The organism is Campylobacter showae (assembly GCF_900699785.1).
Taxonomy (GTDB): domain Bacteria; phylum Campylobacterota; class Campylobacteria; order Campylobacterales; family Campylobacteraceae; genus Campylobacter_A; species Campylobacter_A showae_D.
Map to the genome: position 1 here is coordinate 523,534 of NZ_LR535679.1, position 25,843 is coordinate 549,376.

Sequence of the window (25,843 nt, forward strand, 5' to 3'; positions counted from 1 at the left end):
TTTCTCCTTTATTTTTCTCTAAATTTTCTAATCCAATCTATCAAAAGCGGTCTATCGTCGTTTGTTGCCCCTTCATACCAATCATTACAAAGTTTATAATATACACCATTTATGAATACAGGATCCACATAATATCGCCTCGTATCATATTCATTGTTCGCTATTACAAGCGCAGGATAATTTAATCCAAGAGTATCCTTGCTATACTTTTCGTTTTGAAGCCAGCTTATCTCGTTAGCATCTACCTTACCGCTTTCCAAAATTTCCCTCATAATTATTCGTGCTATTTGTCCGACTTTTAGCTCTGCGTATTCATCTTGATTATTTTTGATATTAACATAGTCTTTAGAACGTTGATAGCTATATATGCCTACTTTCAGCTTTTGTTTTTCTGTGTTTTCCATATCTTTTAGGCTTTTTTTGTCAAACAAGGATAGCATCTGGTAAGAACACATAAAAAGCTCCGCCGTATCGGCCACATTACCACTTACCTCTAAAATAGGTTCTAAAACTAAATTTGAAAAATCGCTATTTGCTATTATTCTAAAGTCAAATTCAAATCCCATCTCTTGCATTATGTTGTTTATATCAACAAAACAAGGGCACAAGGCATCTAAAATTTGTCTATTTATTTTAGGGGATGCGAAGATAATTTCTGCTTTTTTAACACCAAAATATCCATAAACACACATGGCGGTTCTAAGACATTTTTTTACTACTCTAGCTACCGTCTCATCAAGACCGCCATAATTTAGCCCAGACTCATGAAAAGCAACATCAACCGCATAAATTTCATTTATACCATCATTGGCGCAAATACCCAAAGCATCACATTCAGCCTGTTGTAAAATCTGTTTTAAAGAGGTATTTTGCTTGTAAATTTTATATCCGTATTTATTAGAAAAAAAACTATCTGTTTTCGACATAATTTTTTCTAGTTCGTCCGAAAATTTTAGTTCCCATTTTGGAGAAATTTTCCAATTAGTTTGCACTATTTGACACTCTTTGACATGGCGAAGCCAGGAGTAAAATAAAGATTCGCCCATTTCTATTTTCATAAAATTTATCTCTCCCTTGCTACGATTATTCCGCTGATAACAACCAGCATTATACCAAAAAACGCCGCAGCATTAGGTAGCGTATCACCCATAAAAAAGCCCACGACTAGCGAAAATACGACGTCCATATAGCTTATCGCGGCGACCGAGCCCGCCTTTTTGCTCGCCGCATACGCTTTCGTCATATAAAACTGGAAAAAATAGCCCGCAAGCCCCATTAGCACGATTAAAATCACGCCTTTAAAATTCGGCGCCGCAAACGGCGAAAGCAAGAAATCTAGAGGCTCAAATTTGACCCACTCCGCAACGCCCATCAAAAGCATCGGCAAAGCCGTTCCCCACGCCATAAAGCTAAGCACGATGACGCTCGTGTCGTAGCTTTTGCGGAGGGTTCTGACGCTAAGCATCGCAAGCGCCGCCCCCACGCCGCTCCAAAGGCCCAGCCAGTCGGTTTTGTTGATGCCTAAATTTGGCTGGATGATAAAAAGTATGCCGATAAAGCCTAGAAATATCGCGCCCCAGCCCTTTTTGCTAAGCGCTTCTTTTAAGAAAATCGCCGCAAAAATCGCCGTGAAAATTGGGCTGGTTTTTTGAAAAGTATAAGCAGCGCCTAAATTTATGTGAGCGATGTTGTAAAAAAGAGCAAAAAGTGCGATCGTACCGATAAATCCGCGAAACATCAGCACAAAAAGCTGCCCGCCCTTTTGGCGCGTCGGCGGCCTTTTGTAAATGGCGTAAAGCACGATAGCAAGACCGACGGCATTTCTAAAAAATACGACCTCGATACTAGGCATCTGCTCGCTCAAAACTTTCGCAAAGCCTCCGACGGCAGCAAAAAACATACACGCGATGATCATATAATAAGCGCCCAAATGGTGCAAAACGTATCTGCGAAACAAAATTTTCCTTTGAATTTAAAACAAGCATTTTAATAAAAAATGGCTTAAAATTTGTGTACTTAAGTGACATTTTATATGATTAATTGTATAAACCGTTTCTAAAATGTTAAAGTTAAGTTTTATTTGTACAGAATTAATTTATAATTTTAAATGTAATTACAAAAAAGGAAATTCTTTATGGGCGAATTTGTATCTAAGTTATTTAGATCTAAAAAATTTCAAATGTTTTTAGTGGTTTTATGCATAGTTTTAATGCCTGCGCTCGGTATTATTTTTATCAACATCCAAAATATCTCAAGCCAGCTAGAAAATGCTTCAGCCAGACAGCTAAACTCATACAAGCTAGCAGACGAGCTCAGACAAAGCTCCGACGATCTAACGAAGCTTGTGAGATCATACGTGGCGACGGCCGGGAAAAATCCTGGCTTTGAGGAGCAATATAACGCTATTTTGGATATTAGAAACGGCAAAAGTCCGCGCCCGGAGGAATATAGTAGAATTTATTGGGACTTTGTCGCAGGCGGGATCAAAAAGCCAAGACCGGACTCAAATATAAAAATCGCGCTAAAAGATCTGATGAAGCAAGAGGGCTTTACGGAAGCCGAGTTTAAAAAGCTAGAAGAGACCGAAGCAAGGTCAAACGTCCTCGTAAATCTTGAGATAAAAGCTTTTGAAATGATCAAAAATTTAAACAAAGCAGAACCTGAAAAAAGAGATGAAATTTTAAAAACGGCACTCGATCTGGTTAACGGCAAGGACTATCACGACCAAAAAGCCTACATCATGAAGCCGCTTGACGAATTTTTCGTTTTGGTTTCGGACAGAACGCGCAATGAAGTAAAAAATCTACATGAAAGCTTAGTCCTGCAGCAAAATATCTTTAAAATTTTGCTCGGCATTACTATATTTTGCTCCATCGTCTTGTCGTTTGTAAATAACAAAGTGATACAAGGAATTTTAGGCGCAAAACCGGCTCAAATAGAAAACGTCATATCAGAAATTTCAAACGGAAATTTGGCCGTTAATATAAAAACGGATAGCCCAAAAAGCGCAATGGGTCTTTTGCAGGCCGTCGCGCAAAATTTAAGAAATTTAATCAGCGAAGCAAAACAGCTCTCTCGCGAAAACTCCTCGACCGCATACGAGCTAAGCTCGACGTCGCTAATCGCCGGTCAAAACGCCGAAAGAACCTCTCAAATAGTTGACAAAGCGGCCCAAAAAGCAAATCAAATCAAAGATCAGCTTTTAGATTTTATAGAAGAGGCCAAAAAAGGCGCAGGCAATATGAAAAAAGCAAGCGCCGTCATCGATAGCGCAAATAAAGCCATATCAGATCTCGCCTCAAAGATAGAAAATAGCGTAGAATCAGAGCTTGGCTTGTCGGATAAAATTTCAAGGCTTAGCGGCGAGGCCGAGCAGGTCAAAAACGTACTTTCCGTGATAAACGACATAGCAGATCAAACGAATTTACTAGCCCTAAACGCCGCTATCGAAGCCGCACGCGCAGGCGAGCACGGCAGGGGATTTGCAGTGGTCGCAGACGAGGTTAGAAAACTAGCCGAAAGGACGCAAAAAAGCCTAGTCGAGATAAATGCGACGATAAATATAATCGTCCAGGGGATCAATCAAGCTAGCGAGCAAATGCATATCAACTCAGCCCAGATAAAAGATCTAAATGTGGTAGCGGACGACGTAAAAGAAAAGATCACCATACTAGCCGATAGTATGCATCAAGCCATAAATTTATCCGATAAAAACGTAAGCGACTATGTAAAAACAGGCGAAAACGTAACTGAAATTTTAAACAATACAAATAACATAAACGCTATCTCTTCTCAAAACGCAAAAAGCATCGAGGAGATAGCGGCCGCCGCCGAACATCTAAGCAAAATGACCGAAACTCTAAACAACAGCCTAGACAAATTTAAGGTTTGATCTCAAATTTTACTCCAAAAGCTCTTTGACGAAAGATCAAAGAGCTTTGCATTATGCTATTTTAAGCCGCATTTTATACTTTGTATAAGTGAAAAATTTGTATAATCAGGCATCATAAAAAGGACAAATTTTGCAAAAGATAATTTTAGTCGGCAAGCCAAACGTCGGCAAAAGCTCGCTCTTTAACCGCCTAGCCGGCAGACGTATAGCTATCACCAGCGACGTCAGCGGCACGACGCGAGATACAAACAAAACGATTATAGAAATTTATGACAAAAGCTGCGTTTTGATCGACAGCGGCGGACTGGACGATAGTAGCGAGCTCTTTAAAAACGTCAAGGCAAAAACCCTAGCCGAAGCTAGAAGCTCGGATGCCATAATCTTTATGGTCGACGGCAAAATGATGCCTAGCGATGAGGATAAAGCCCTATACTACGCACTTTTAAAGCTAAATTTACCGACCGCGCTCGTAATCAACAAAATAGACAGCAAAAAAGACGAGCTACGAAGCTACGAGTTTGCAAATTTCGGCGCAAAAACGAGCTTTGCTATCTCAGTCAGCCACAACGCGGGCATCGACGAGCTAGCGGACTGGATCTATAAACAGCTAAAAGACGAGATCAAGCCCGACGTCAGCGAGGATCTGGACGAGTTTTTGGAAAATTTCGGCGACGACGGCGAGGTGGTTAGGGAGATATCGGCTCGCGAGGATTATGAACGCAAAAATATCCAAGTAGGCATCATCGGACGCGTAAACGTCGGCAAAAGCTCGTTACTAAACGCGCTCGTAAAGGAGTCCCGCGCGGTCGTGAGCGACATAGCCGGCACGACGATAGATCCGGTAAACGAGACTTTCCTTTATGAGGATAGGGTTTTTGAGTTCGTCGATACCGCGGGCATCAGAAAACGCGGCAAGATAGAAGGGATCGAAAGATACGCGCTAAACCGCACCGAGTCCGCGCTCGAGCTCGCCGACATCGCGCTTTTGGTGCTTGATAGCTCCGAGCCGCTAACCGAGCTTGACGAGCGTATCGCGGGCCTTGCGGCTAAATTTGAGCTCGGCGTCATAATCGTGCTAAACAAATGGGACAAAAGCGAGGAAGATTTTGATAAATTTAGCCGAGAGATCAGGGATAAATTTAAATTTCTAGCCTACGCGCCGATCATCAGCGTTTCGGCTCTGGGCGGCAAAAGAGTGCATAAAATTTACCCGTTGATCTTAGAAGTTTACAAAAACTACACGCAAAAAATCCAAACCGCAAGGCTAAACGAAGCTATCGAAGAGGCGGTAAAAGCGCATCCGATACCGCGCGAAAAGGGCAAAAGCGTGAAAATTTACTACGCGGTGCAGTTTGGTTTCGCACCGCCTAAGATCGCGCTAGTAATGAACCGTCCGCGCGCCCTGCACTTTAGCTACAAACGCTACCTAACAAACAAACTGCGCGAGAAATTCGAGCTATCAGGCACTCCAATCGTGCTAATCCCGAAAAATCGCAGCGGCTCAGACGAGGAAAACGAGGGAAAAAGTGAGTAAAAATTTAGTTTTCATCGGCTTTATGGGCGTTGGCAAAGGTACGGTAGCAAGGCATTTCGCGAAAAAAACGGGCAAGCTGTTTTTAGACACCGACGAACTGATCGAAAGCGAGCAAAATTTAAAAGTCCGAGAAATTTTCGAGACTAAGGGCGAAGAATATTTTAGAAAATGCGAGGCAAAACTCGCTAAAAAGCTAGCTAAAAACGTAAAATCTTCGGTGATCGCTGCTGGCGGCGGCTTTGCAAAGGTTAAAGGCCTTAAAAAAATCGGCAAAATCATCTATCTAAAATCAAGTTTCAAAGCCATTTTAAAGCGAATAGATGAGAGCGGCGAAGCGCAGATGCACTATGCCAAACGTCCGCTTTTAAAGGATTTAAACGCGGCCAAAAAGCTTTTTAACGAGAGAAAAAAGATGTACAAAAGCGTCGCCGATCTCACAATCGACGTCGAAGGCAAAGGACTAGAACAAGTCGCGAAAGAGATTTTAGAAAAAAGGATTAAGTAAAATTTGGGTTGAAATTTGAGCGCAAATTTTAAAATTTGCGGCTTTAAATTTCTATTTTTAAATTTGAGCGGTTTAAATTTAATGCGAAAGCGTTTGACCGTATCGGCGTGAAAATTCGGCGCGGTTCGTATCGCTGAAATTTGAGCGGTAAACGTCAAATTTTAAGCGAGTTAAAAATTTGAGTTCAAATTTGATGGATTTCAAAAGTTTAATGCAACAAAAATAAGCGGCAATATTGTCAAATAGCCGTGCAAATTTTATAAAAACAAAAATAAGGCGCGATATTTTTTCGCTAGACGCGGCAGATTTTGCTTTGCGAATGAGGCGCACTTGCCGTGCATCGCAGTGAAGCGAAGCAAAATCTAACAAAGTAAAGCGGAAAAAGATAAGCCGCAAAAAGGATAAAATTTGAGAGTACTAACGGGTTTGCAACCAAGCGGAAAGCTACACCTAGGCAACTACTTCGCTTCAATCAAACAAATGGTTGAAGCGCAGGGGCAAAACGAGATGTTTATGTTTATCGCAAACTATCACGCCATGACCTCGGTCGCCGACGCGGGGAAACTAAAACAAAACACCTATGAGGCCGCAAGCGCGTTTTTGTCGCTGGGTATCGATCCGCAAAAGAGCGTATTTTGGGTGCAAAGCGACGTCAAAGAGGTTTTAGAGCTCTACTGGATACTGAGCCAATACACGCCTATGGGCCTGCTCGAGCGCGCGCACAGCTACAAGGACAAGGTCGCAAAGGGCTTAACATCGCATCACGGGCTTTTTAGCTATCCGGTTTTGATGGCGGCCGATATCCTGCTATACGGCGCACAGGTCGTGCCCGTGGGCAAGGATCAGATCCAGCACGTCGAGATCGCGCGCGACATCGCGATCAAATTTAACAACGAGCACGGCGACATCTTCGTCCTGCCGGAGTACAAAGTCGATGAAAACGTAGCTACCGTGCCAGGCACCGACGGCGCGAAAATGAGCAAAAGCTACGGAAACACGATAGATATTTTCGCCGGCGCCAAAGAGCTAAAAAAGCAAATTTCAAGCATCGTGACGACTTCGGAGCCGCTTGAAGCGCCTAAGCAGTGGCAAAACTGCAACGTCTATAATATCGCTAAATTATTCCTTGACGAGGACAGACAAAAAGCACTGCAAGCGCGGTATGAGCGAGGCGGCGAAGGACACGGACACTTTAAGATGTATCTAAACGAGCTGGTTTGGGACTATTTTGCGGACGCGAGAGGCAAATTTGATTATTATCTAAATCACGCAGGCGAAGTGGATGAAATTTTAAACGAAGGCGCGAAAAAAGCGCGGGCCGTCGCAGCGCCGATAATGGAAAAAATACGTGCCGCAACCGGCATATACAAATAAATTTAAAGGAAAAAAGTGCAAGCAATCTACCCTTACGCGCAGCTTATTCACCTGATCTGCGCTATTATTTTCGTTGGATTTTTATTTTTCGACGTGATTATTTTTTCAAGGGCTAAAAAGAAACTGCCCGCGGAAATAGCGCAAAAAGCGCAACAGGCTATCTCAAGCGTCGCGATAAAGATCATGCCGCTTTGCGTGCTGATTTTGATTTTAACGGGCGGCATGATGATGAGCAGCTGGGTCGGCTCGAAGGCTGGCGGATATTTCGCGTCAAATTTACAAACCGCCTTGATGATAAAGGTTGTTTTGGCGATGCTGATATTTGCGGCCGTAGCGACCAATCTCACGTGCAAATTTATACTAAAGCGCCCTAGCCCGTTAGGCAATATTCATCCGTTTGCATTTGCGGCGGCCGCAGTCGTCGTGATACTTGCTAAAGTTATGTTTATGGTGTAAATTTAGAGGCTATCTTTATAGCCTCTAGCCTATAAATACCGCTTGATAATCTCCAAAATTTCATCATTCTCAAACTGCGTTTCAAATCTCACATCAAAACCGCCTCTACTAAATAGTTCTTGTGCGTGCTTAATCTTTTGTTTTTCGCTTAAAGCAAGCTCCTCTTTGGGCTTATTTTTGGTTTCGATGATAAAATTTAGCTTACTTTTACCGTTTTTTTGATTGATTATATAAGCAAAATCGGGCGAGTATGTGCCGCCGCCTGCTACCGGGATTTTTATAGAGTTTTTAGGAATTTTAGTAAAAACTACTACGTCCGTTATTTCTTGAGCTATATTTTCTCTCTCAAGCTCGGAATCAAAAAATATTTCATCAAACAAATACTCCCTAGTAGCTTTGCCTGCGATACTTTGCACTCCAAGATCGCTAGAACTCACTTCTTTTATATTACCGTTTTTATCGGTAAATTTCGTAGGATGGACGCTACTTTTTATATTTTTATACGAAATGCTAAATTTACTTAGTGCATTTTCGAGCAAATAACGGTTAAATTCGCTCTTAACGGCATAAACAGTCGAAAGATTTAAATACTCCTTTATATCTATCGCCCCCTTACATCTTATAAATGCTTGATGTAACGTATCTAGCCGCATACTCGTCTCATCGCTTAACTTTATTAAAAATTCTTTATAGCTCAGCGTATTTATAGGCTCTATTTTATCTTCTACGCTACTTATATTTACGACACACATACCGCTTTTCGTTGCTTTTACGCCGAATTTTCGCACTTCAAGTCCGCTTGGTTTAAATATCTCTTTTCTGGCGAATAAAAAATCGCTAAAAATTTTGCGGAACTCTTCCTCGTTTTTTATGTCGTATTCTAGGATTGCTCGCTCATTTAGCCTCTCCCAAAGCTCTTTTAGCTCAGCAAACATAGCGGGTCTTATCTTTATACCCTTTTTCCTATCTTCGACGTTTCTTATCTTTTGCGATAAATTTCCGTTTCGTATCGGATAAATCTCTTTAAATTTTTCATATCCGCCTTCTAAAAATTTACCGTTCTCGTCGCACGCTCCAACCTCAACTAAACTACTTAGAATTTTGAGCTTACTAATATTAAATTTTTGCTTTACTCTTTCGTATATTTCTTCGGTAAGCTCCTCTTTATTTACTTCGACTTCAGCATCTTTATTTATCTCGTTTATCAGGCTATTTGCGAAGTCCTTTTCGCTAAAATCGACGATATAATTAAGCATAAATTTATCGTCCTTGACGCGAGACATATACTCGTTTACAGGCAGTCTTAGTCCGCGCCCTACTTCTTGCAGCTTACTCGTATTCGAACCGCTGCTTCGTAGCTTGCAAATACTAAAGACGTTCGGATTATCCCAGCCTTCGCGCAAAGTCCATTTCGAAAATATAAAACGCCTAGTGTTTTCTAAGCTTAGCAAACTCTCCTTATCGCGCAAAATTTCATTTATCTCTTTTTGAATCTCTTCATCCTTATCGCTATTATCTTTCGAGAAATATCCGCCGTGAGTTAAAGATATATCTTCAAGCGATTTTTTTAGATAATCTTTATAAAATCCAGGCTCTTCTTCTTTATAAATTTGCTCCATTTTTGCTTTTATCAGCGTTTCAAATTCGGTCCTAAACGCTCCGTCCTTTTCGCGGTAGCTCTCTATATCGTTTATAAAAAATAACGCAAGCGGTTTTATGCGAGGCGATCGCTTCATCATCTCGCGCTCGTTTTTAAAGTGCGCATCTACGGCCGTTTGCAACATCTTTTGTTGAAGCGTTTGCGAGTAGCTAAAAGGATTTATCGCGTCGCCTCTTTTCATCTCTACGCCGTTATTTAATAACGCCGTTTTCGTATTTATCTTTTCTATCTTTATACCGCTTAAATTTTCGTCTATGGAACCCAAATCGTTATCTCTCGCAAGATCGTAAAATTTACTTTTCCTATCGATTTTATATTCGAATTTGGCGATCGCTCCGTCCGTCGACACCAGTCTCACGCTCGCGTCAGCCGCCTCGTCGAATTTGGCCACGTAAACCTCAACGCCCTTTACCAGATCCGCATTAAAAGCATCAAGCGCGTTTAGCTCGTAAATTTTATTTTCGAATTTGCTAAAAGTAGCTCCGTATCTAAAAACGAGTTGCGCGTTAAATTTCTCCAAATTTTCCCACGTTTTATTCTCTTTATCGAATTTATGCGGTTCGTCTATTACCAAGATAGGTCTTGTATGCGAGATAACTTCAAATGGTTTTGAAAATGCATCAAAAAGAGTCGCGTCAAATTCTTTTTCCATAGTTTTAGAATTTATCATACCTTGATTTATTACAAGTACGTGTACGGCATTATTCTCACTCGCTCTTGCAAATTCGCTTATAGCGCTTGGCATACGTTCTTTTTTATCTTTTCGGCTTGTGCTTTCGACTAAATATATTTTGATATTTTTAGAGTAAATATCTCTAAAATGCTCTCTAGTAGTATCGGAGTTTAAAAAACTCATCGTTCCGGCCTTTATAGAAAGCGTCGGCACCGCGATTATAAATTTAAAAACGCCTGCGATTTTATTTAGCTCAAACATCATTTTCATAAACGTATACGTTTTGCCGGTGCCGGTTTGCATGCAGATATCAAAAATTTTATCTTTGCTTTCTATTAGCGGATTTTGCTCCGCGTTTAGGTTCGTTTTTATCTCGCGCCCGATTAAAGCTTTTATTACCGCATTTATCGCTTCGTTTTGATGAGGCAAGTCTCTTTCGTAGTTAAATCCGGCCATCTTAGTGCCTTACGATTAAGCTTATTTGCAAATTCTTTTTATTTGCGTAATTTTCAATAGCTTCGTCTAATTCGCGCCACCTCGAGCTTTCGAAATTCGGCTCGTAAATCACTATCTTCTCAGGCGCAAATTCCTCATCGCTATCTATCTTCTCGATTAATGCTTTTAAATTTTTACTGCTAAAATTCGTATTTATAAGATAAAGCTTTTTATTGCCGTAATATGCCTCGTATCCGTCTAAATTTAAGCTTTTTAACTCGTCCGTTAATTTTATACCGTCATAAGCTGCAAACGTAGTTAAAAGCGCTATAAGATCGTCTTTTGAAAGCTCGTTTGTAGAAAATAAATTCGGTTCTTTCGTACCAAAGTCGCCGTCTAAGTCTTCGTCTAAATACGATTTTAAAAGTGGGACGATCGAAAAGATTTTAAATTTAAGCCGCGCGTCGTCTCGAGAGAGAGAGAGAGAGAGAGAGAGAGAGAGAGAGAGAGAGAGAGAGACTGCGCTGCGCGCAAGATACGCTCTTTCGTGATGTCAAAGATAGTCGGATTTTTACTTTTTAGCTCGTTTTTACAAAAATCGTAAGCCATTTTGCTCTTTTTCTCATCTATTTTTTCATCAAGCTGGACTAATATAAATTTACGGTTGCCGCTGTCTTCTAAATTTTGAGCCATTACGGCGTGAGCGGTAGTGCCGGAACCAGCAAAGAAGTCTAGAATGATGTCGTCATAATCAGTACCAACTTGCATTAATTTTTTAAGTAAGTTCGTAGGTTTTGGAGTATCAAAAACTTTTTTGTTATTAAATAAATTTTGTATTTCCTTTGTGGCATCTGTAGTAGTTCCAAAATCTGTAAACATAGTTCTAGTTTTTATAATTTTTTCTTTTTCTATTTCATCAAAATATATAATCTCGTACGGAGTCAGGCGGCCTCTAGAATTTTTCTGCCAAAAAATATGATCTTTATCCAAATTTTCAGGTTTTTTTCGCCATCGTCCGTCTTCGCAATTTGGCGCTATAGGGTAAAAATCATTGCCATTTGGATCTTTTATAGGATATTAAAGCGTTGGTGCTTCAATTCTCAAAGCACCGGCACCCCATTTTTCCAATTTTATAATATTGGCTTTTTTATTATTAATTGTTTTATTAAAGTCATCTTCGGTAAATTCTTCTGTTTCATCGTAAATTCGCCAATCTTTTTTCTTGTAGCATAAAATATATTCGTGTTCTTTTGAAAAATCTTGGCTATCTTGTGAGCCACCTTTTTTCTTTTGCCATATTAAGTTGGCAACAAAATTCTCCTCCCCAAAAATTTCATCGCATAAAATTTTAAGTTGTGCCTGTTCGTTATCGTCGATACTTATAAATATCACGCCGTCTTCGCGGAGTAGCTCCCTAGCGATATAAAGACGCGGATAGATAAAACTTAACCACGCAGAGTGCGAGTTTGAGCCTTTTGCGGTAAATTCAAGCACGCGTTTAGCCTCATCCTCAGAGATGCCGGCAAGCTTTGCAAGCTCATCGGCGCTAAATTTTCTATCGTCGCTATATACGAACCCATCGCTACCCGTGTTATAAGGCGGATCGATGTAAATCATTTTAATACTCTCAAAATAAGCGTTTTTAAGGTGTTTTAGCACTTCGAGATTATCGCCCTTTATGAGTAAATTTTGGGCGTCTTTGTTTTTAGCGTTATGAGCGATATCGGGCATTAGAAGCGTTTTGGGATTTAAATTCGCCGTTAATCTCGCATAAGATTTGCCTAAAAATCTTAACTCAAAACCCTCCTTTTTGATATTTTCCGAGCCTAAAATTCGGCTTAACGTTTCTAAGTCGAATTTGCCGCTTTTATCAAAACATTGCGGGAAATTTCGTTTTAAAACAGCGAGCGACTCGCTGTTTGCCGAGATATCTTTATCGTCGAAAATGTTTTGCACCTGCATCTTTCCTCCTTTTAAGTTTTAGTCAAAATTATACTAACATTCGCTAAAATACGCCATAAATTCAACGAGGACGAAATAAAATGATAAATCTAAGACTACTTGAAAGCAACTACGACGAGTTCGTAAAAAAATTGCAAGGAAAAAACGTAAAGCCCGAGGTTTTAAACGAGCTTTTGACGACGTTTAACGAGCTAAAAGCCAAACGCCAAGCGTTAGAAAATTTCCAAGCGATCCAAAACGCTAAGAGCAAGGAGCTAGGCATAAAGGCTAGAAACGGCGAGAACACCGACGAGCTAAAAAACGAGCTAAATTTAAACAAAGCCGCGATGGGCGACGCCGCCGATATCGTGCGCGCATACGAGGAAAAACTGGAAAACATCGCAAGCTGCGTGCCTAATATCACCGACGACGACGTGCCGTTTGGCGCCGATGAGGATGGCAACATCTGCGTAAAAACGGTGCTGGAACCGACCAAATTTGACTTCGCGCCGAAGGAACACTACGAGCTTGGCGAGAGTCTTGGCTGGCTTGATTTCGAGCGCGGAGTTAAGCTTTCAGGCTCGCGCTTTTGCGTGCTAAAGGGCATGGGGGCAAGGCTTAGTAGAGCGCTGGTTAACTATATGATAGACTTTAACAGCGCGCGCGGCTTTGAGCTGGTTAACGTGCCGTTTTTGGTTAGCTCAAATACCCTCTACGGCACCGGACAACTGCCTAAATTTGAAGAAGATCTCTATAAAGTGCGCGACGAGGATTTGTATCTGATACCGACTAGCGAAGTACCGGTGACGAATCTTTATAACGACGAAATTTTGCCAGTAGAGAGCTTGCCGATAAAAATGACTTGCTACTCGGCGTGCTTCCGCAAAGAAGCGGGCTCCGCCGGACGCGATACGCGCGGCATGATACGCCAACATCAGTTTGAAAAGGTCGAGCTCGTAGCTATCACGACCCCCGAGCAAAGCGCGCAGATGTTAGACGAGATGGTAGCCTGCGCTAGCGACTTGCTAACGAGCCTTGGGCTGCCGCACCGACATATGCTGCTTTGCAGCGGGGATCTGGGCTTTAGCGCGGCAAAGACGATAGACCTCGAGGTCTGGCTACCGGGACAAAACAAGTACCGCGAGATAAGCTCGGTATCAAATACCCGCGACTTCCAAGCGCGCAGAGCTAAAATCCGCTACAAAGACGGCAAGAAAAACGCTCTGGTAAACACCCTAAACGGCTCGAGCCTAGCCGTAGGCAGAACGCTAATAGCGATAATGGAAAACTACCAAAAAGCAGACGGCAGCATCGAGATCCCCGAAGTTCTTAAAAGGTATATGTAGTGGCGCAAAACGACGATGAAAACGTAGTAATCCTCGAAGAGGCCGATTTTGATCAAGACGAAGAAACAGAATCGCTAGACGATCAAGAAGACGGCGACGGCGACGGTCTGGTCTCGCTTGACGAGCTAGAGCCCGTAGCCGTCGAACAGCCCGTAGACGCGCAAGAAGAGGCTAAAAAAAGCAAGAAAAAGCTTTTTATCTTCGGCGGAGCGGCGGGTGCGTTCGTCATTACACTGGCCATAGTTTTGTTTTTCGTTTTTAGAGGCGAGAAAAAGCCGCCGATAGATGAAAAACAGATCGTAAAAGACATCGAGGAACACTACGAGTCGCAAAAATTCGGCAGCTCAAAGATCGACGACATGATCGCTAAGGCAAATTTGCTCTACGAAAAGGGCAATAAATTTGAAGCGCTGAAAATCTACGAAAACATCGCCGTTTACAATCAAAGCCTCTCAAACTACAATCTAGGCGTCTCGCAGATGAGGCAAGGTAAATTTGAAGACGCGTTAGAAAGCTTTAAAAAAGCGATCGCCAACGACGAAAACGTCGCCATTAGTGCCATAAACGCCGCAGTTAGCTCGCTGGAGCTAAAAAACGAGCAAAATTTCGACTACTATATAAATCTCGCAAACTCGTTTTTGTACAAGGAGGCGGGCACTCCGCTATACAACTACTACTACGCGCTCATAAACTACTATAAAGGCCAGTATGTCGAGGCTCTAGCGGCTCTATCGCACGCTGAAAACGGCTACTACAAAGACCGCTACGACTACCTCGCGGCTAAAATTTTAAGCTTTATCGGCGACGATACCGAAGCGATAAAAAAGCTCGAAGCGCAAAAGGAGTTTAACGCAGATCTGGCGCTTGGTATGCTTTACGCGAGGCTCGGGCAGTATGAAAGAGCTAGAAATAGGTTAAATTTAGCGCTAAAAAAGGACAGCGACTCAAATAAAATCAACTCGATGATAGCCATCATAAACCTAAAAGACGGTAAATTTGATGCTGCGACCGACGAGCTAAAGGCAGTCTTTCACGAGGATCCGTTGTTTTTAAACGCGAATTTTCCGATAAAAACGATACTAAAACCCGAGCTTTTCGACGTAAATTTAGCTCAGGCGCACTTTAGAAACGACCTGTTTTTCGATAAAACCAAACGATATGAGACGCTGTTTTACTTCGCGCCTTACAAGGTTTTTGATCCGGGTCAAACGATAAACTACATAAGAAAAGGCGGCGTGAGCCTGTTTTTGGACGACGCAAGCGCAGCGGGCAACTACCTAAACGCTAGCGGCGCGCTCTCAAAGGTAAATTTAGAGCTCTCATCAGCCATCGCAAACGCCCTAAATTACAAGCTAAAGCAGGCCAACGCGCAGTTCGCCTCGCTCATCTCGCTCTATCCCGAGCACTCGGTTTTACACTACGACCTAGCGCTTAGCTACGCTCAGCTAGGCAACTTTAGCATGGCGGCAAAGCACTTTATCACGAGCTATCACCTAGACCCGACGAACCACCTAGCGGGCGTGCTGGGCGCTATCGCAAACGATATAAACGCAGTGGATAATACCAAACTACTGCAAGAAATTTCAGAAAATCTCGACCACGACTCAAGCTCGAAAGACGCGCCCGTTAGCCAGGCTCTGATGGCGCTCATCGCAAATAATAGCGGCGCTTTAATGCGCTGGCTAGAAGAAGATAAGGAGGAGAGTGCGCTAAATTTAGCCTTTGACGCGATAATCGCAAAGATGACCGACAAGGGCGCAGAGTTTGCTAAAAAGACGCAAATTTTAAAGGCCAAGCTACCTGAAGATATCGTAGCGAACATTCTTGATTTTATCGCAAACTATAAAGATGAAGGCATCAAAAAATACGTCGAGCAAATCCAAATTTACTTCCACAACAAACAGCTAAACGACGCGGCGTTTTATCACGGCGCAAACATCATCAAAGAGCAATACATCAAGCTTTTGCAAATCTCGGGCCTACTAAACTACGAACGCCAGAAGTTAAAAGCGCTACTAAAACAAGGCGCCGATAACGCCGACTTGCTCCAGACGCTAGCTTATATCGACATTTTCACGAACGATTTTGAGGAGAGCTATCAGATCTACAACCGCATAATCGACGAATTTAAGATAAACGACGCTGGCACGCTGTTTCTAGCGGCCGTAGCCGCCATCGGCTCAAATCACCCGCAAAACGCAACCGCGCTTTTGGAGCTATCTAAACTCACCGATCCAAACGCGATGGAAAGCCGCGTGGCGCTCGGGCACCTATACCAAGAGATCGATAATATCGAAGCTGCGACGATACAATACGGGCTGATAAAAGATCCGAATTTTAAAAGTAAATTCGTTGATTTTATGATTGATTACGAGAAGCTGGAAAAGTAGTTTATTTGGGCGATACGGCGATAAATTCGTCGCAAAGTCGCCCGAATAATTTTTATAGATTTACAGAGCCGAAGCAAAACGACTTTGTCAAATTTGACGAGAAGCAAAAATAACTCGCCTCGTCAAATTTGATCGCCCTGCTCCGCTTTGCGCTACGACTAGCGATTTAAAAAATAACCGCAAATTTACAAAAGCACGGCGCTAAGCTGCGCCTAAGTTAAATTTTACTTATCCTCAAGCACCTTTTCGCGCCACTTCGAGCTTGATTTTTTATCCATCGCCATATCTTTAGACATCTCGGCAGCAGCCTCAAAGTTTTTCTGTACGCCCTCGCTGCTGTTTTTGTATTTCACCGCGTTCGTGCCCTTTATACCTAGGCTCTGCGCCTCGCTAACAGCGTCGATGTTAGCTCCCAAAAATATAAACTCCCAGTCGTATTTTTCCTGCTTATCGCTTATCATTTTTTTGATCTGAGCCTTTGAATACTCTTTGCTCGAGTTTTCTTGCCCGTCAGTGATGATTACGAAAAGCACGGCTCTGTTTTTAGCGTAGATGTCCTCGACTTTTGAGATTTTATTTATCGTATCGCCGACCGCGTCTAGTAGAGCGGTATTGCCGCCCGCAACATAGTCTTTGTTTGTTAGCTTCTCGACCTTTTTGATATCTGTTCTATCGTGCAATGTCCTGAAATTTGTATCAAAGAGTACCGTAGTTACCTTTGCGTCCACGCCCGCTTCTTTTTGCTTGTCGATCATCGAGTTAAAGCCGCCGATCGTATCGCTCTCAAGCCCGCTCATGGAGCCCGATTTATCTAGGATCAGCACCATCTCAAGCTGCTTTGGCGTAGATTTTTGTGGCGCTTCCTCGCTTTTAGCAAACGCAAACGCCCCGATAATCATCAACAAAAACGCGATTTTTTTCATATTTTCTCCTTTGAAAAATTTGGCTTGATTATAGCAAATTTTGACGATACGGCGGTAAATGCGAGGAGATTTAAATTGGAGTTTTGTATTTTTTTATTTGCCCCAAAACCCGGTCAAATTTACTTCAAAAATTACGGCCGAATTTAAAGGCTAAATTTAGAAATTTAAGGCCCCAATCCGAGCCTTAAATTTGTCAAGCGGCACGCGGTCAAACCGCTCAAATTTTACTTTGTAGCGGTGATTTTTACGTAGCTATTTAGCGCGCCCACATACGCTCTAGCGCTCGCCGTCATCGTATCGATATCAAGTCCGTGACCGATGATGGTCTTGCCGTCAAATTCGACCTTCACGACGACGTTTGCCAGCGCGTCCTTGCCCTGCGAAACGGCGCTAACCTTGTAATCCTTGAGCACGCCGTGGATACCGCTTAAGCGGTCGATTACCTTAAATATCGCGTCCACCGTACCGTTGCCTAGCGCCGCATCGCTCTTGATCTCGTCGGCGTGACGAAGCGTGATCGCTGCGCTGCTTAGGCCTTTGTTGCAGCTGCTTTGCGTAAGCGTCAAGAACTCGAAAACCTCAGGGATCTTGATAATCTCGCTCGTAACTAGCGCGCGCAAGTCGTCGTCAAAGATCTCTTTTTTCTTATCCGCTAGCGCCTTAAATTTCTCAAACGCCTCGTTTAGCGCGCTATCTTCGAGCTCAAAACCAAGGCTAATTAGCTTATCTTTAAAGGCGTGGCGACCCGAGTGTTTGCCGAGCACCAGCGAGTTTTTATCCAGTCCGATGCTCTCGGCGCTGATGATCTCGTAGGTTTCTTTGTGTTTTAGCACGCCGTCTTGGTGGATGCCGCTTTCGTGAGCGAAGGCATTTTTGCCGACGATGGCTTTGTTTGGCTGAGGCTCGATACCGATGATGCCGGATAACAGGCGCGAGCTAGGGTAAATTTCCTTACAAACGATATCGGTGTAAAGCGGCGCAAAGATGTCTTGGCGCGTTTTTATCGCCATCACGATCTCTTCAAGAGCCGCGTTTCCCGCGCGCTCGCCGATGCCGTTTAGCGTGCACTCGACCTGTCTGGCGCCCGCTTTTATCGCGGCTAGCGAGTTTGCGACGGCTAGGCCTAGGTCGTTGTGGTTATGCACGGAGACCACTGCGCGGCCGTTTATAAATTTAACTATCTCGCCGATGCGCGCCGCCATCTCCTCGGGATATAGGTAGCCTACGGTGTCTGGGATATTGATCGTTTTTGCGCCGGCGTTTATCGCAGCATCGCAAATTTCTTTTAAAAAGCTCATCTCGCTTCGGCCCGCGTCTTCGCAGCTAAACTCGACGTCGTCGCAAAACGTTTTAGCGTATTCCACGGCTTTTACGGCGCGCCTGATTACTTCGTCGGGGGCCATCTTTAGCTTAAACTCCATATGGATCGGGCTTGTAGCGATAAAGGTGTGGATACGTCTGTTTTTAGCAGGCGCGATAGCCTCTCCGGCAGCCTTTATATCGCCGTCTACGGCGCGGGCGAGCGAACAGATGGAGGCGTTTGAGGCTTGCTTGGCGATCTGATGTATCGCGTCGAAATCACCCCTACTAGCCGCGGCAAAACCGACCTCCATAACGTCCACGTTTAAGCGCTCTAGCTGTCGCGCGATGCGGATTTTCTCCTCGGTATTCATCGAGGCGCCGGGGCTTTGCTCGCCGTCTCGTAAAGTCGTATCAAATATTATTATTTTATCATTGTTCATTTTTTATCCTTTTTTTGGAGTTTTTGTTTGTATGGTATAAATTTGATTATTAGGGTGTGAAAGAGTCGCTGCTTAGCGCAGCAGCAGAAGTAGAGAGAAAAATGCGTTAAATTTGACGTTGCCGTTCATTCGCTCTCCTTTTGGATTTTTTTGTTTTTACATCTCATAAAAATATACCTGATTATACCGTAAGAAACATAAACACTCATTAAAGCCGTGACAGCCTCGATCGGATAGATATAGATTACCGAAAATGCAACCGTAAGACCGACTAATATGCGAAGAAAATCGGCTTTTTTTAGATCGATTTTTTTGAAGCTAGGGTAGCGGATATTGCTCACCATCAAGACGGAGAGCAAAATTTGCAAAAACATCAAAAACCACTCGGCGCTTCTGGTGAAGTCGTATTCTAAGCTTAGCCCGACCCAAAATGCCGAAACGATGGCGGCCGTAGGTATCGGAAGACCGATAAAAACGGACGGCTCGTAGGTGCCGGTCATTACGTTAAACCGCGCAAGCCTAATGGCTCCAAAAACCACGAACAGCGCGGCCACAAGCGAACCCAAACGCCCAAAGCTGTGCCCGACCGTAAAGTAAAAAAGCATCGCTGGCGCGACGCCGAAAGCTATCACGTCGGCAAGACTGTCGAATTCTACGCCAAATTTAGACGTGGTTTTAGTTAGCCTCGCTACGCGTCCGTCAAGTCCGTCCAAAAATAGCGATAAAACTATGTAAATAATAGCTTTGAAAAAGTAGCCGTTAGCCTCCTCGACTAGTCCTGCGCTGGCCGCGATGTAGCCGCGCACGGAAGCGATAATACTGATGATACCCAAAAACGCCGAAGCTGCCGTGAATAAATTTGGCAAAATGTACATTAACTGAAGTTTATGCTGATTGTCTTGCATCTTTTTCCTCGTAGCTAAAAAACCCTAAAATGCCCGCACTCGCGACCTTTTCGCCTACGCTGACGCTTATTCTCGTATTTGCGGGTAGTATCAAAATCGCCTCGCCGCTACTTAAAAAGCCAAATCTCCTGCCCGCTTTTAGTCGGCTGAAATTTTCAAAAGAAATGCCCTTACTAAGAGGCCCTGCGATGACGCGGATCGCAAACCTATTATCCGAATTTTTACAGACGAACAAGGCTCGCTCGTTTAAATTTTTAGAAGCTTCCATAGCATTACATAAAAACAGTCCGTGCCTTTGTTTAACCTCTAAAAGTTCCATATCGCAAGGAGCTCTGAGCGCACCCGCGTCAAATACGCCCTTGCGGATAGTTATGGCTACGCACTGCGTATCAAAATAGTAAATTTTATCTATGCTTTTTATCTTACCGTCGATCGGACTAAGCACGGCGTACGCATCGTCGCTACCTAGCGCTCGCTCCGGGTTTCTAAACCAAAATACGCAAAGCGCAAACAGCGCGAAAAATAAAATTTGACATACGCCCAAAACCAGCGCAAGCAAAAGCAAAAGCCCTAAAACGAAAACGTATTTGTAGCCCTGTTTTGCGATTAGCCCGATGTTTTGCATATCTTTACGCTTGTTCCTCTTTGTTTTCTTCTAAATTTACGAGCCTGCTAGGCATCCCGCGCTCTTTTTCATAGTTTGCGATGATCTCTCTAACCTTCGCTCCCTCGATAGTTTCCTCTTCGTAAAGCGCCTCAACCATCTTCTCTATCGCATCGCCGTAGGTTCTTAGCGTCTCAAGCACGTGCTTATAGCGCTCATCAAGCGTTGTTTTGATAAATTCATCCACTTTCTCCGCCGTCTTGTCGCTATAGTCCCTATCGGCCTGACCGCCGGCTAGGAAAGTACTGCGGCGCTTTTCAAGCACCATAAGTCCAGCGATATCGCTCATGCCGTATATCGAGATCATCGAGCGAAGTATATCGGTCGCGCGCTCTAGGTCGTTGCCCGCGCCGGTTGAAATCTCTTTTATAAAGACCTCTTCCGCCGCGCGTCCGGCTAGAAGCACGTCCACTTCGGCCATCAGCTCGTGACGCTGCATCATAAATTTATTCTCTTCAGGCGTATGGAGCGTGTATCCCAGTGCTGCAAGCCCGCGCGGTATGATCGATACTTTGGTGACTCTGTTTGCGCCTTTGGTGGTTTCGGCTATGAGCGCGTGTCCGCTCTCGTGATAGGCCACGATGCGCTTTTCTTTCGGATTTATGCGGCGAGATTTTTTCTCAAGACCGGCGATCGCTCTCTCAACGGCCTCGAGCAAATCAGCCTGCTCGACCTTGCCTTTTTCTTTTCTGCCCGCTAGTAGCGCGGCTTCGTTTATGATGTTTGCTAGATCCGCTCCCGCAAGGCCCGCCGTCATGCGCGCGATATCCTCGATACTAACGCTATGGTCAAGCTTGATATCTTTTATATGTACGCGTAAAATTTCGATCCTACCTTTAAAATCAGGCTTATCTACAAGCACCTGCCTGTCGAATCTACCCGGCCTTAAAAGCGCGGCATCAAGCACCTCCGGACGGTTCGTCGCGGCGAGTACGATAACCGGCGACGCGTCCGAGCTAAAGCCGTCCATCTCGGCTAAAAGCTGATTTAGCGTTTGCTCGCGCTCGTCGTTTCCGCCGATCATTCCGCTAGCTGCGCGGCTTTTGCCGATAGCGTCGATCTCGTCTATAAAGACGATCGCCGGGGCTTCTTTTTTCGCATTTTCAAAAAGATCCCTCACGCGGCTAGCGCCTACGCCGACGAACATCTCGATAAAGCTCGATCCGGAAACCGAGAAAAACGGCACGTCCGCTTCGCCTGCGACGGCTTTTGCAAGTAAAGTTTTACCAGTGCCGGGAGGTCCAACTAAAAGCACGCCTTTTGGGATTTTGGCTCCTAAATTTATATATCTATCCGGATGCTTTAGAAAATCCACGATCTCTTTAACTTCTTCTTTTGCTTCTTGCACGCCCGCCACGTCGGCAAATTTAACCTTCGGTTTTTCCGAGTTTACTAGCTTTTTAGAGCTTCCCATTCCAAGGATACCGCCGCCCATGTTTCGCTGCATGCGGCTAGCTAAAAACATCCAAATTCCAAAGAAAATGAAAATAGGGAGTACCCACGAAAAGAGCATTTCTGTAAACCAGTTCGTCTCGCTATACGCTCCGTAAGGAATCTTTTGTTCCTCCAAAATCGGAACTAGCGTCGGGTCGTTTACTCTTTTAGCAAAATACGTTCTGCCGCCGTTATCCACGGCTTTTATCGAGGTTTCGGAGATGCCCACCTGCGCTACTTGCTTGTTTTTTATCATCTCTTTTATCTCGGAGTACGAGGTGCTTTTTGAGCCGGCCGCGCTCTGTCCTAGCAACGTGCCGTCCATCTCGCCGCCTCCGAGCCCGCGAAATGCCACCACTATCACGATAGCAAAAATGGCGAAAATCAAAATCGGATTTTTATTAAAAAAATTATTTCCGCCGTTATTTAAATTTTTATCATCGTTTTTTCTGTTATCCATTATGTTCCTTAAATTATTTTACGCTTTTTGAAATACGAAGCTTTTCCACTCGTTTTTGGTTTGACTTTCTACAAGTTTGAGCGACGAAAAAGCCTCTAAAATTCGCGTTTCGTATTTATCCAAAACGCCTGCTAAAACGAGATATGAGCCCTCTTTTAGCAAATTTATTAAATCGTTTTTTAGCATTAGTATCACGTCGGCGATGATGTTTGCGACGACGAGATCGTATTTTTTATCCAGATTCGCCACCGAACCAGTCCAAATTTGATTAAATTTAGCCCCGTTTAACTCGGCGTTTTTTTGCGAGCTTTGCACCGCTTGCTCGTCAGTATCGCAGGCATCCGTGATACAGCCTAGTTTTGCTAGAGAGATACTTAGTATCCCGCTTCCGCAACCCACGTCAAGCGCGCTCATGCCGTTTGCGGCGTACTTTTGCAGATACTCTATGCAAGCGCTCGTACTCTCGTGGTGACCCGAGCCAAAGGCAAGAGCGGGATCGATAACGATGTTTTCAAACCCGTCTTTAGACTCTTCCCAGCTTGGGTGGATGTAAAATTTACCGATCTCTATCGGTCTTACGTTTTTTTTGTATTCGTTTAGCCAATCTTTATTTTCTTTTTGGCTTTTTGTTATCTTAAATTCGATCTCGCGACCGAGCGCATCTTGTAGAGATTTTGCGTATTCTTGCAGGCCAAATTCTACTTCGTCTAGCTCGTCTTCGTCTCGGATGATAAACCCGCCGACAGTCTCCTGCGTGCAAGTAACGCCCAAAGAAAAAACAAGATCTTCGAAAAGCTCGCGAAGTTCCTGCGAACAAAGAACTTCAAGCTCGTAAAATTTATCTTTCAAATTTACGCTCTTTTAGCCTAAGACGTCTTCAAGTTTTTCTTTTAAAACTTGCGGCGTAAACGGCTTTACGATGTAGTTATTGACGCCTGCTTTTAGCGCGGTTATGACCTCGGCTTTACCGCCCTCGGTCGTTACCATGATAATAGGCATATCGACGTATTTTTGCTCGGCGCGGACCTTTTTTACGAGCTCAAGGCCGTTCATTTCAGGCATGTTCCAGTCGGTGATAAGCACGTTTATATCGCTGTGCTGACCCAAAATTTGCCACGCTTCGACTCCGTGCTCGGCCTCTAAAATTTCTTGATGTCCGAGCCTTTGTAGGGTGTTTTTTATAATTCTTCTCATAGTAGAGCTGTCGTCGACTACTAGTATTTTCACAATCGCATCCTTTTTTAAAAAATGTCCAATTCTAGCAAATTTTATATTTAAATTTACTTTAAAAATTTATCGGCCCAGTTTAAAGGCCTCTTTTAGATCAAGCGTCCCTTCATAGTACGCCTTGCCCACGATCGCGCCGTAAACGCCTCCCGCACGCATTAGCGCCCGGATATCCTCTATATCTTTTACGCCGCCGCTTGCGATCGTATTTATACCGCTTGCTTTTGCGATTTGCGAGGTAAACTCTACGTTCACGCCGCTAAGGGTGCCGTCTTTTGAGATATCGGTGCAGATTACCGCTTCGACTCCGGCTCCGGCAAATTTACGCGCTAGCTCGGTCGCTCTCATTTGCGACACCTCCGCCCAGCCCTGCACGGCGACGAAGCCGTCTTTGGCGTCTATGCCGACGGCGACGCGGTATTTTTGCGCCATTTCTTTAGTAAAATTCGGATCCTTTAGCGATACCGAGCCCAAGATAACGCGCGTTATGCCGCTATCAAGGTAGCTTTTTATTCGCGCTTCGTCGCGTATCCCGCCGCCGATTTGGATTTGTAAATTTGCGGCTTTTGCGATCTTTTCTACGGTTTTTAGATTTACCGCTTCGCCCGCAAACGCTCCGTCAAGATCGACGACGTGAAGCCACTTTGCGCCCATATCTTCAAACCTTTTGGCTAGCTCCCACGGAGCGTCCGAGTAGATTTTGGCGCTACTCATTTCGCCTTTAAAAAGCCGAACCGCCTTGCCCTCTTTTAAATCTATCGCAGGGAAAATTTCCATCACATCTCTCCGAAATTTCGTAAAATTTTTAGCCCCGTCTCATGGCTCTTTTCGGGGTGCGGCTGAAAGCCGAAAATATTATCTTTGCACACCGCGCTTACGAATTTATAGCCGTATTCGCTAAAGCCAAGCGCCGCATCGTCCTCGCAAACTACGTGATAAGAGTGCACGAAGTATAGATATTCGCTAGCCGCCAGATCCTTATTTATCGGTATTTGCTTGGTAAAATTTATGGTATTCCAACCCGTGTGAGGCACTTTTAGCGGCGCATCAAATTTAGTCGGGTCAAATTTAACCACTCGCCCTTTTACGAGCCCGAGCCCCTCGTTTACGCCAAACTCTTCACTCGTATCAAAAAGTAGCTGCATACCAAGGCAAATTCCTAAAAACGGCTTTCCGCCTACTGCGGCTTCTTTTATCGCGGGGATAAAATCCCTGTCTTTCAGCTTTTGCATCGCTTCGCCAAAAGCCCCGACGCCGGGCAAGATTATCTTGTCGAATTTACCCAGCTCCTCGCCGCGAACCGCCAGCCGCGCCTTTAAATTTAAACTCTCAAACGCGTTTAAAACGCTTCTTAAATTTCCCGCGCCGTAGTCAATAATGCCGATCAATGCGAGCTCCTTTGCTTGGTAGCAAAAAGATAGACGCTAAGCGCGATCATCAGCATTGCGACGCCGCCGATGAGATAGATCGCATTTATGATGTGATCGGGCGCCGTGATGGCAAATTTAAACACGAGCATCAGCGCCTCGATCGCAAGGGCGATGATGATCGAGCCGATAAATCTAATCATCGTTTTGTTTTCCATATCCTCGCCGCGCTTGCTTTTACCCAGCACCTCTTCTTCAAATATCGCTTTAACCAGATCAAAGATCGCAAGCGCCAGCGTCAGCACGATCGTGTGCTCAAACATCTTTTCTACTTCGATATTTAAAAGATCGTTAGCCAAAAGCCCTTTGAGCGCGTCGGCAAACAAAAACAAGGCTATGATAAAAAGCGCGACCGAAAACGCGGCGTAAACGACCTTGAGAAATTTGCCGAAGTAGCTCTCTAGCTTGCCGTGAGAGACGATAGCTAGGATATTTTCTAGCGAAACGTCGATACACGCCACGAATTTTAGCTCGCCCTTATCGTCATATATCGGAGTGGACGCCGTCACGCACAGCTCGCCCGTGAGCGAGGACGGATACGGGTCGCTTAGTACGCAGCGCTTTTCGCGCACCACGGTGTAATAATAAGACTTATTGCTGCAGTTTTCGCCGCCGCCGGCCTTGTATTTTTCGTTTAGGCTCACGGCGTCGCCTATCTGCACGCCGTTTGCGTCAAGCACGTAAAACGCGTCAAAGCCCTCTATCTCGTGCGCCATTTTATCAAAGCCGCTTTTTATCGACTCGGCGTTTACCCCCGGCAGCCTGTTTGGCAAATTTTTACTAAAAAGATAGCATATATAGGCTCTAGCCTTGTATCTTAGCTCCGAAAACCTCTGTATATCTTGCAGCGTCAAA

22 protein-coding genes and 1 pseudogene are annotated in these 25,843 nt (G+C 44.1%); 7 read left to right on the top strand and 16 right to left on the bottom strand.

Annotated features, from left to right (window positions below; translation table 11 throughout):
- Nucleotides 1–8 precede the first annotated feature (8 nt).
- The gene (locus E4V70_RS02665) at nt 9–1,058 is read right to left on the bottom strand and encodes a hypothetical protein (RefSeq protein WP_122861996.1); all 1,050 of its coding nucleotides are present in this window, start codon (nt 1,056–1,058) and stop codon (nt 9–11) included.
- Nucleotides 1,059–1,063: 5 nt separating this feature from the next.
- Nucleotides 1,064–1,957, bottom strand: a complete 894-nt coding sequence (locus E4V70_RS02670; RefSeq protein ID WP_122861995.1) for a DMT family transporter — start codon at nt 1,955–1,957, stop codon at nt 1,064–1,066.
- Nucleotides 1,958–3,397: 1,440 nt separating this feature from the next.
- On the opposite strand from E4V70_RS02670, the pseudogene E4V70_RS11185 reads away from it, so the two are divergent.
- The 5 genes and pseudogenes from E4V70_RS11185 to E4V70_RS02700 form a co-directional block, all read left to right on the top strand.
- A pseudogene (locus E4V70_RS11185) lies at nt 3,398–3,892 on the top strand (methyl-accepting chemotaxis protein); the annotation flags it as partial.
- Nucleotides 3,893–4,022: 130 nt separating this feature from the next.
- On the top strand, nt 4,023–5,426 hold the full coding sequence (gene der, locus E4V70_RS02680; RefSeq protein ID WP_122861993.1) for a ribosome biogenesis GTPase Der: 1,404 nt from the start codon (nt 4,023–4,025) through the stop codon (nt 5,424–5,426).
- A complete protein-coding gene (locus E4V70_RS02685; RefSeq protein ID WP_122861992.1) occupies nt 5,419–5,931 on the top strand; it encodes a shikimate kinase in 513 nt (170 codons plus the stop codon). The genes der and E4V70_RS02685 overlap by 8 nt, the downstream gene beginning before the upstream one ends.
- A gap of 408 nt (nt 5,932–6,339) precedes the next feature.
- Nucleotides 6,340–7,305 (top strand): tryptophan--tRNA ligase, encoded by a 966-nt coding sequence (trpS, locus tag E4V70_RS02695; RefSeq protein ID WP_122861991.1) that lies wholly within the window; start codon nt 6,340–6,342, stop codon nt 7,303–7,305.
- Nucleotides 7,306–7,320: 15 nt separating this feature from the next.
- The gene (locus E4V70_RS02700) at nt 7,321–7,761 is read left to right on the top strand and encodes a copper resistance protein CopD (RefSeq protein WP_122861990.1); all 441 of its coding nucleotides are present in this window, start codon (nt 7,321–7,323) and stop codon (nt 7,759–7,761) included.
- A 29-nt stretch (nt 7,762–7,790) separates the two neighbouring features.
- Here the strand turns inward: E4V70_RS02700 and E4V70_RS02705 are convergent, their stop codons facing one another.
- The 4 genes from E4V70_RS02705 to E4V70_RS11155 form a co-directional block, all read right to left on the bottom strand.
- Nucleotides 7,791–10,550 carry a type III restriction-modification system endonuclease gene (locus E4V70_RS02705; RefSeq protein WP_122861989.1) on the bottom strand — a complete coding sequence of 920 codons (2,760 nt, stop codon included), beginning with the start codon at nt 10,548–10,550 and terminating at the stop codon, nt 7,791–7,793.
- 1 nt (nt 10,551) lies between these two features.
- Nucleotides 10,552–10,974, bottom strand: a complete 423-nt coding sequence (locus tag E4V70_RS11145) for a hypothetical protein (RefSeq protein ID WP_163026497.1) — start codon at nt 10,972–10,974, stop codon at nt 10,552–10,554.
- Nucleotides 10,950–11,519, bottom strand: coding sequence for a DNA methyltransferase (locus E4V70_RS11150; RefSeq protein ID WP_331869101.1), 570 nt, complete (start codon nt 11,517–11,519; stop codon nt 10,950–10,952). The genes E4V70_RS11145 and E4V70_RS11150 overlap by 25 nt, the downstream gene beginning before the upstream one ends.
- Nucleotides 11,520–11,606: 87 nt before the next feature.
- Nucleotides 11,607–12,491 carry a site-specific DNA-methyltransferase gene (locus tag E4V70_RS11155; protein WP_331869102.1) on the bottom strand — a complete coding sequence of 295 codons (885 nt, stop codon included), beginning with the start codon at nt 12,489–12,491 and terminating at the stop codon, nt 11,607–11,609.
- An 80-nt stretch (nt 12,492–12,571) separates the two neighbouring features.
- Between E4V70_RS11155 and serS the strand changes: the two genes are divergently transcribed.
- Nucleotides 12,572–13,816 carry a serine--tRNA ligase gene (gene serS, locus E4V70_RS02715; RefSeq protein ID WP_122861987.1) on the top strand — a complete coding sequence of 415 codons (1,245 nt, stop codon included), beginning with the start codon at nt 12,572–12,574 and terminating at the stop codon, nt 13,814–13,816.
- Nucleotides 13,816–16,206: a tetratricopeptide repeat protein gene (locus E4V70_RS02720; protein WP_122861986.1), complete on the top strand. Its 2,391-nt coding sequence runs from the start codon at nt 13,816–13,818 to the stop codon at nt 16,204–16,206. Before serS ends, E4V70_RS02720 begins: the two co-directional genes overlap by 1 nt.
- Nucleotides 16,207–16,430: 224 nt before the next feature.
- Here the strand turns inward: E4V70_RS02720 and E4V70_RS02725 are convergent, their stop codons facing one another.
- From E4V70_RS02725 to E4V70_RS02770, 10 genes are all read right to left on the bottom strand, one after another.
- Nucleotides 16,431–17,129, bottom strand: coding sequence for a vWA domain-containing protein (locus tag E4V70_RS02725; RefSeq protein WP_122861985.1), 699 nt, complete (start codon nt 17,127–17,129; stop codon nt 16,431–16,433).
- A 224-nt stretch (nt 17,130–17,353) separates the two neighbouring features.
- Entirely contained in the window at nt 17,354–18,871 is a 1,518-nt protein-coding gene (locus E4V70_RS02730; protein ID WP_122861984.1) for a 2-isopropylmalate synthase, read from the bottom strand.
- Between the two features lie 125 nt (nt 18,872–18,996).
- Nucleotides 18,997–19,776 carry a CDP-diacylglycerol--serine O-phosphatidyltransferase gene (gene pssA, locus E4V70_RS02735; RefSeq protein WP_122861983.1) on the bottom strand — a complete coding sequence of 260 codons (780 nt, stop codon included), beginning with the start codon at nt 19,774–19,776 and terminating at the stop codon, nt 18,997–18,999.
- Nucleotides 19,757–20,401, bottom strand: a complete 645-nt coding sequence (locus E4V70_RS02740) for a phosphatidylserine decarboxylase (RefSeq protein ID WP_122861982.1) — start codon at nt 20,399–20,401, stop codon at nt 19,757–19,759. Before E4V70_RS02740 ends, pssA begins: the two co-directional genes overlap by 20 nt.
- Before the next feature lie 4 nt (nt 20,402–20,405).
- Entirely contained in the window at nt 20,406–22,334 is a 1,929-nt protein-coding gene (gene ftsH / locus E4V70_RS02745; RefSeq protein ID WP_122861981.1) for an ATP-dependent zinc metalloprotease FtsH, read from the bottom strand.
- Nucleotides 22,335–22,352: 18 nt separating this feature from the next.
- Nucleotides 22,353–23,183 (bottom strand): 50S ribosomal protein L11 methyltransferase, encoded by an 831-nt coding sequence (locus E4V70_RS02750; protein ID WP_122861980.1) that lies wholly within the window; start codon nt 23,181–23,183, stop codon nt 22,353–22,355.
- 12 nt (nt 23,184–23,195) lie between these two features.
- Nucleotides 23,196–23,561: a chemotaxis response regulator CheY gene (locus E4V70_RS02755; RefSeq protein ID WP_039888294.1), complete on the bottom strand. Its 366-nt coding sequence runs from the start codon at nt 23,559–23,561 to the stop codon at nt 23,196–23,198.
- 66 nt (nt 23,562–23,627) lie between these two features.
- Nucleotides 23,628–24,338 (bottom strand): 1-(5-phosphoribosyl)-5-[(5-phosphoribosylamino)methylideneamino]imidazole-4-carboxamide isomerase, encoded by a 711-nt coding sequence (gene hisA, locus E4V70_RS02760; RefSeq protein ID WP_122861979.1) that lies wholly within the window; start codon nt 24,336–24,338, stop codon nt 23,628–23,630.
- On the bottom strand, nt 24,338–24,949 hold the full coding sequence (hisH, locus tag E4V70_RS02765) for an imidazole glycerol phosphate synthase subunit HisH (RefSeq protein WP_122861978.1): 612 nt from the start codon (nt 24,947–24,949) through the stop codon (nt 24,338–24,340). Before hisH ends, hisA begins: the two co-directional genes overlap by 1 nt.
- Nucleotides 24,946–25,842 (bottom strand): PDC sensor domain-containing protein, encoded by an 897-nt coding sequence (locus E4V70_RS02770; RefSeq protein WP_122861977.1) that lies wholly within the window; start codon nt 25,840–25,842, stop codon nt 24,946–24,948. The genes hisH and E4V70_RS02770 overlap by 4 nt, the downstream gene beginning before the upstream one ends.
- Between the last annotated feature and the right edge of the window lies 1 nt (nt 25,843).

Bases quoted from the DNA above. Each gene is read 5' to 3' on its own strand.
- serS (WP_122861987.1), top strand. From the start codon at position 12,572: ATGATAAATCTAAGACTACTTGAAAGCAACTACGACGAGTTCGTAAAA.
- E4V70_RS02665 (WP_122861996.1), bottom strand. From the start codon at position 1,058: ATGAAAATAGAAATGGGCGAATCTTTATTTTACTCCTGGCTTCGCCAT.
- hisA (WP_122861979.1), bottom strand. From the start codon at position 24,338: ATGGAAATTTTCCCTGCGATAGATTTAAAAGAGGGCAAGGCGGTTCGG.
- pssA (WP_122861983.1), bottom strand. From the start codon at position 19,776: ATGCAAGACAATCAGCATAAACTTCAGTTAATGTACATTTTGCCAAAT.
- ftsH (WP_122861981.1), bottom strand. From the start codon at position 22,334: ATGGATAACAGAAAAAACGATGATAAAAATTTAAATAACGGCGGAAAT.
- E4V70_RS02740 (WP_122861982.1), bottom strand. From the start codon at position 20,401: ATGCAAAACATCGGGCTAATCGCAAAACAGGGCTACAAATACGTTTTC.
- E4V70_RS02730 (WP_122861984.1), bottom strand. From the start codon at position 18,871: ATGAACAATGATAAAATAATAATATTTGATACGACTTTACGAGACGGC.
- E4V70_RS02725 (WP_122861985.1), bottom strand. From the start codon at position 17,129: ATGAAAAAAATCGCGTTTTTGTTGATGATTATCGGGGCGTTTGCGTTT.
- E4V70_RS02705 (WP_122861989.1), bottom strand. From the start codon at position 10,550: ATGGCCGGATTTAACTACGAAAGAGACTTGCCTCATCAAAACGAAGCG.
- E4V70_RS11155 (WP_331869102.1), bottom strand. From the start codon at position 12,491: ATGCAGGTGCAAAACATTTTCGACGATAAAGATATCTCGGCAAACAGC.